The following is a 5858-nucleotide window of genomic DNA, read 5'->3' on the forward strand; positions in this document are numbered from 1 at the left end:
CCCCCGGACCCCGACCCCGAGCTGCCGGTCGACAGCGACCTCGACGTCGAGGACGCCCCCGACGGGACGCCACGTCCCGTGCACCTGCGCCTGCGATACCTCCTCCTCGTCGCCGCCGGCGGCACAGTCGGGACCGGGGCGCGGGAGGGCCTGACCCTCGCGTTCCCCGCCGATCCCGCCTTCGACACCGTCATCTTCGCCATCAACATCGTCGGCGCGCTCCTACTCGGCGTACTCCTGGAGAGCCTCGCCAGAGCCGGCAGCGACGAAGGCCGACGCCGCACCGCACGGCTGCTGCTCGGTACCGGAGCGCTCGGAGGCTTCACCACCTACAGCACCCTCGCCACCGACACCGCCCACCTGCTCACCACAGGACACCCCGCACCCGCCGCGCTCTACGCGCTCGGCACCGTCCTCCTCGGCGCCCTCGCGTCCTGGACCGGAATCGCCCTCGCCGCCGCACTCCACCGGCGACGCACGCAGAGGAAGGTGCCGGCATGACACCCGCACTGTTCCTCGCGCTCTCCCTCGCCGGCGGAATCGGAGCCGCAACACGGCTCCTCCTCGACGGGCTCATCAAAGCCCGCACCGGCGGCGCCTACCCCTGGGGCACCACCGTCATCAACGTCACCGGATCACTCCTCCTCGGCCTGATCACCGGCCTCGCCCTCGCAGGCATCGCCCCCGAGCCGTGGCGACTCGTCCTCGGCACCGGCTTCCTCGGCGGCTACACCACCTTCTCCACCGCCAGCCTCGAAACCGTCCGCCTCCTCGCCGAAAGACGCCGCCTCGCCTCCGCCACCAACGCCCTCGGCACGCTCCTCCTCAGCGTCATCGCCGCAGCAACAGGACTCTGGCTCGGAGGCGCGCGATGAGCATCATCGGTGCACCCTCACCGGCCTCCTGCAGAACACCATCACCCGATCCCTCCTCGTCGCCACTGACGGGTCCACCCGCCGAACGAGCGCGACCTCCGCGAAGACCGATGGGAGCTCCAAGGGGTGCCCGCAGCCCGGATCCAGGCCGAGCTCGCCCGGACGCTTCAAGCGGCCGCGAGAGCGGGAGCGGTTCTCTTCCTCGATAGCGAATCTGGACCGTGCTGCGGAAGTGGGGTGACGGGGTCGTTCGGCCGGGTCGGGGTGGGGTTGTAGGTGGTCTGGTCACGGAAGATCGCCCAGATGACGTTGATGCGGCGCCGCGCGAGAGCGATCAGCGCCTGCTTGTGCGACTTCCCCTCGTGGCGTTTCCGTTCGTAGAACGAGCGCGAGACCGGGCAGTTTCTCGACGCGATGAACGCTGCCTGGAAGCAGGCGTTCAACAGCCGCCGGTCGTAACGCCGTGGCCGGTGGTGATTGCCGGAGATCTTCCCGGAATCGCGCGGCACCGGGGCGAGACCGGCGAAGCTGGCCAGCCTGTCAGGCGTCTCAAACGCGGCGAGGTCGGTACCGGTCGCGGCGAGGAAATCCGCGGCGAGCCTGCGCCCGAACCCCGGGATGGACACCAGCAGATCCGCGGCCCTGCTGTCCTGCAAAGCGGCGTCGATCTCCGCGTCGAGCTCGGCGACCTCGTCGCGGATGCGGAGCAGATCACGCGCGGACCGGTTGACCAGCCGCGCTGCTGCCCCCTCCCCCACGACGACTGACGTCTGCTCGCGAGCAGCGTCGATCGCTGCCTTCGCCACGGCCGCGGACTTCCAGCAACCCTGCCCCTTCAACCACGACGCCAGCCGCGCCTCCCCCATCCGTCGGATCGCTCCGGGGGTCGCGTACCGGGTGAGCAGCACCAACGGTCCCCTGGTCGTCGCGTAGTTGAACGCCCCCTCAAGCGACGGGAAGTAGTGGACCAGGATGGCGCGCAGCCGGTTCACGGCCCGGGTGCGATCGTGCACCAGATCCTCCCGGCGCGCCGAGAGCAGGCGCAGTTCCGCGGTGACCTCGTCGGCCTGACGCATCAGCGTCACATCTCGACGGGTCCGCGCCTGGTCGGCGATGATGACCGCGTCCTTCGCGTCCGTCTTCGCCTCACCCCGGTACGCGCCCGAGGCGTGGTGCACTACCCGGCCCGAGATGTAGAACAGCGGCTGCGCATGCGAGCTGAGCAGCGTCTGCAACAGCCCCGTCCCGCCGTGGTTCAGGTCCGTCGCCCAGGCGACGTCTGTGCCGCCCGGCAAGGACGCGACATCGCCCATCAGGGTCAGGATCGCCGTCTCACGGTTCTTGAACCGTTGCGAGAGCAGCTTGGCTCCGTTGCCGTCGATGACGACGCAGTGGTGTTCGGTCTTGCCGGCGTCGATACCGGCCCAGAGTTGGGGCACGCAGGGTCCTTCCGTTCAGCGGGTGCGGTGCGCCGTGAACGACCATGCCGGCATGTCCTTACGAGGCGATCTGGTCGCGTTTCTCAATGAGCGGTCGTGCCGTTGCGGGGTCCCTGGCGGCTAATCACGGCATGCCATCAGACGGCTGAAGGCGGTCAGCCATACCCGGGACCCCTGGCGCGTTCCGGAGCCTACAACTGCCCCGAATCCACGGAAATAACGGTAAGGAGGGCGGTGCGCCCGGGTGGAGGCTGATTCCGGCGCGGAGGCGCCCGGGCGGCGAGCGGAGGAGAATGGCGCGGTGGACACGGGACTGGTCGAGGTGCTGAAGGCGCTGGGCAACCCCGCGCGGCTGCAGATCATGGAGTGGCTCCGCTCTCCCGAGGCGTCGTTCAGCGAGTTCGAGCCGATCGCCGACCGCGCCGAGTTCGGGGTCTGCGTCACCCATCTCGCCGCGAAGAGCGGTCTCGCGCAGTCGACCATCTCGTCGTACATGGGATCCCTGGAGCGCGCGGGCCTCGTCCGCTCGACGCGCGTCGGGAAGTACACCCACTACCGGAGGAGCGACGCCGACGTCGACGGGCTCCTGAAGCGGCTCGGAGCGTCGATCTAGCGACGTATCGCGAATCGTCGATATGATCGGCGGCATGACCGATGCTTCCGAGACCGCTCCCGCTCGCCGCGCTCTGCTCGTCCACGCCCATCCCGAGGAGCGGTCCTTCTCCTCGGCGCAGGCGGACGCGGTCCTCGAGCAGCTGAGGGCCGACGGCATGGAGGTGCGCCGGCTCGACCTGTACGCCGAGGGCCGGGACCCGGTGCTGCACCGCGACCAGTTCGCGCCCGGCTCCGGCTACTTCAAGCCGCAGGCGCAGCAGATGACCGCGGTCCTCGAGAAGACGCTCGGGGAGCCCGTCACGAGCGACCTCGACGAGCTGATGCAGGCGGATCTCCTGGTGCTCTCGTTCCCCCTGTGGTGGTTCTCGATGCCGGCGATCATGAAGGGCTGGATCGACCGCGTCTTCGTGATGGGCGCGACGTTCGGAGGCGAGCACGGCGTCTTCGCCGAGGGCGGCCTGCGCGGCAGGAGCGCGATGCTCCTGCTGACGACGGGGGGTGGCGAAGCGGCCTTCGCGCCCGGCGCCGCCGACGGCTACGGCGACCTGCAGTCGTTCCTCTTCCACATCCACCGCGGGATGCTGGAGTTCGTCGGCTACGACGTCCTGCCCCCGGTGGTCACCTACGGTCCCGCCCGCCTCGACGCGGCCGGACGCGAGGACGCTCTGCAGCGGGCGCGAGCGCAGGCGTCCGCATCGACGGCCCGGCTGCGCGGCGCCTAGCGTTCGCCGCTGCGCCTCGGCCGCCCTCAGTCCCGCGACCGGCTCGCGTGCGCGCGCGCCTTCATCCGGTTGCCGCACGTCGCCATCGAGCACCACTTGGCGGTGCCGGGGCGGCTGCGGTCGAGGAGGAAGAGGTTGCACTCGTCGTTCGCGCAGGCGCGGAGCCGCCCGGGGAACCGGGTGTTCACAGCGGACCAGGCGAGGACCGACTCCACCGCGAGTCGAACCGGCTCGGGAGCGCTCAGCTCCCACACGACGCCCTCACCGGTGACGCGCGGGGTGCGCACGGCGTGCGCGACCAGGTCCGCGAGCTCCGCGACGGCCGCGGGCGCGCCCGAGCGCACGACGGCCTGGAGCGCGTCGCGGGCACGGCGCAGCTGCTCGAGCTCGTCCTCGGTGCCGACTCCGCCCCACCGCCGCGCGAGCTCGCGACCGGACGCGTCCCCGAGGCCGTCCGTCGGCCGTCCGTCCACCACCGGGGCGCTGTTCAGCACCGCCAGGAGCAGCTCCTCGTCCCGATCCATCGTTCCCCGTCCTCCCGCCGTGCGGCCCGTTCGATCCATGCTAGCGTCCGGCTAACCAGTAAATCTACTGTAAGGGGTTAGCCATGGTCGTCGTCCATCATCGCACCGTGTCCGTCGACGGACTCGACGTCTTCTGGCGGGAGGCCGGGCCCGTCGACGCGCCCGTTCTCCTGCTGCTGCACGGGTACCCGAGCAGCTCGCACATGTTCCGCCACCTCCTTCCCGCCCTCGCGGGGCACTACCGCGTCATCGCCCCCGACCACATCGGCTTCGGACGCTCGTCTTCGCCCTCCGTCGACGACTTCGACTACACGTTCGCGGCCCTGACCGCGGTGACCGGCCGCTTCCTCGAGACCATCGGGGTGACCCGGTACACGATGTACGTCCAGGACTACGGCGCCCCCGTCGGCTGGCGCCTCGCCCTCGCCGATCCGTCCGCGGTCGTCGCCGTGATCTCGCAGAACGGCAACGCCTACGAGGAGGGCTTCGTGCCCGGCTTCTGGGACCCGATCTGGGCCGACGCCGCCGAGCGGACCGACGAGACGCGCGAAGCCCTCCGACCGGCCCTCGGCCGGGAGGCCGTCGAATGGCAGTACACCCACGGTGTCCCCGACTCCACCACCGTCGATCCGGACGCCTGGGAGCACGACCTCGCGCTCCTCGCCCGCCCCGGCCAGGATGACGTGCAGCTGGCGCTCTTCCGCGACTACGCCACCAACCGCGAGCTCTACCCCGCCGTGCATGCGTGGATCCGCGAGTCCGGAGTCCCCGTCCTCGCCGTCTGGGGCCGGAACGACGAGATCTTCGCCCCCGCCGGCGCCCAGGCGTTCCTCCGCGACGCCCCTCACGCGCGCATCGAGCTCGTCGACGGCGGGCACTTCCTGCTCGAGTCCCACCTCGACCAGGTCGTCGGCGCGATCACGGACTGGCTGCGCCCGGCGTGATGCCCGAGGACGGGCGGGAGGGCCTCGTCGCCCGCCCGACGCTCCTCAGCGGACGGTGGTGGCAGCGGTGTCGGCGTTGCTGCGGATCGACGGATCCGGAGTCCTCACGGAGAAGGTGGTTGCGAGCGCTGTGCCCGTGCCTGCGCTCGCGGCCGTGACGGTGATCTTCTCGGTGGAGGTCCGCCCGTTGCCGAGGCTGGACCGCTGGAAGACCACGACGCTGCCGATGCGGGTGTACTTCCCCGTCGCGGAGACGAACCGCACCCCCGGCGGGAGGATCACCTTCGAGTAGACGGACGTCGACGTGGAGGGTCCGGCGTTCTTCGTGATGAGCGTGTACGTGAACGTCCTCCCCTTCACCGCGGTGGTCGGAGCGGAGACGTCGACGCGGAGGTCGGCCTTCGCAGTTGCGGACGCAGGGGACACGGTGAGAGTGCTCTGCGCGGTCGCGGTTCCGGCGGTGCTGGCGGCCTGCACGGTGAAGACGTAGGCGCCGGTCCTGGTCGGAGTGCCGGTGAGGCGCCCCGTCGGATCGAGGGTGAGACCCGGGGGCAGGGCGCCCGACGACACGGTCACGACGGGAGCCGGAGTTCCCGCGACCGCGTAGGTGAAGTCGTAGGCCGAGCCGACGACGCCGGCTGCGACGGTTCCGCTGATCGTCGGCGCGACGGGTGCAGGCGGGGCGGCCTCGACGGTGATCCGCCGCGAGGCGGTGGTGGTCGTTCCGAAGGAGTTGGTC

General features: G+C 70.8%; 8 protein-coding genes. 5 read left to right on the forward strand and 3 right to left on the reverse strand.

Annotated elements, in window-relative coordinates; translation table 11 throughout:
* The coding region (locus C5C27_RS16335) for a fluoride efflux transporter FluC (protein ID WP_374955287.1) at positions 1 to 501 on the forward strand (501 nt) is incomplete at its 5' end.
* A complete protein-coding gene (gene crcB / locus C5C27_RS16340) occupies positions 498 to 875 on the forward strand; it encodes a fluoride efflux transporter CrcB (protein ID WP_104277738.1) in 378 nt (125 codons plus the stop codon). The genes C5C27_RS16335 and crcB, both read left to right, overlap by 4 nt.
* A 167-nt stretch (positions 876 to 1042) precedes the next feature.
* Here crcB and C5C27_RS16345 read toward each other — a convergent pair whose 3' ends face one another.
* The gene (locus C5C27_RS16345; protein ID WP_258060606.1) at positions 1043 to 2314 is read right to left on the reverse strand and encodes an IS110 family transposase; all 1272 of its coding nucleotides are present in this window, start codon (positions 2312 to 2314) and stop codon (positions 1043 to 1045) included.
* Positions 2315 to 2615: 301 nt separating this feature from the next.
* On the opposite strand from C5C27_RS16345, the gene C5C27_RS16350 reads away from it, so the two are divergent.
* Positions 2616 to 2927, forward strand: coding sequence for a helix-turn-helix transcriptional regulator (locus C5C27_RS16350; RefSeq protein WP_219812482.1), 312 nt, complete (start codon positions 2616 to 2618; stop codon positions 2925 to 2927).
* A gap of 34 nt (positions 2928 to 2961) precedes the next feature.
* Positions 2962 to 3651, forward strand: coding sequence for an NAD(P)H-dependent oxidoreductase (locus tag C5C27_RS16355; RefSeq protein WP_104314932.1), 690 nt, complete (start codon positions 2962 to 2964; stop codon positions 3649 to 3651).
* A gap of 26 nt (positions 3652 to 3677) precedes the next feature.
* Here C5C27_RS16355 and C5C27_RS16360 read toward each other — a convergent pair whose 3' ends face one another.
* Complete coding sequence (locus C5C27_RS16360; protein WP_104314930.1) at positions 3678 to 4175, reverse strand: CGNR zinc finger domain-containing protein; 498 nt, start codon at positions 4173 to 4175, stop codon at positions 3678 to 3680.
* 83 nt (positions 4176 to 4258) lie between these two features.
* Here C5C27_RS16360 and C5C27_RS16365 point away from each other — a divergent pair, with 83 nt between their 5' ends.
* Positions 4259 to 5119 carry an alpha/beta fold hydrolase gene (locus C5C27_RS16365; RefSeq protein WP_104314931.1) on the forward strand — a complete coding sequence of 287 codons (861 nt, stop codon included), beginning with the start codon at positions 4259 to 4261 and terminating at the stop codon, positions 5117 to 5119.
* Between the two features lie 45 nt (positions 5120 to 5164).
* On the opposite strand, the gene C5C27_RS16370 is transcribed toward C5C27_RS16365, so the two are convergent.
* A partial coding sequence (locus tag C5C27_RS16370) for a putative Ig domain-containing protein (RefSeq protein WP_146079725.1) occupies positions 5165 to 5858 on the reverse strand: 694 nt, incomplete at its 5' end.

Source organism: Rathayibacter sp. AY2B7, from assembly GCF_002931635.1.
Taxonomy (GTDB): Bacteria; Actinomycetota; Actinomycetes; order Actinomycetales; family Microbacteriaceae; genus Rathayibacter.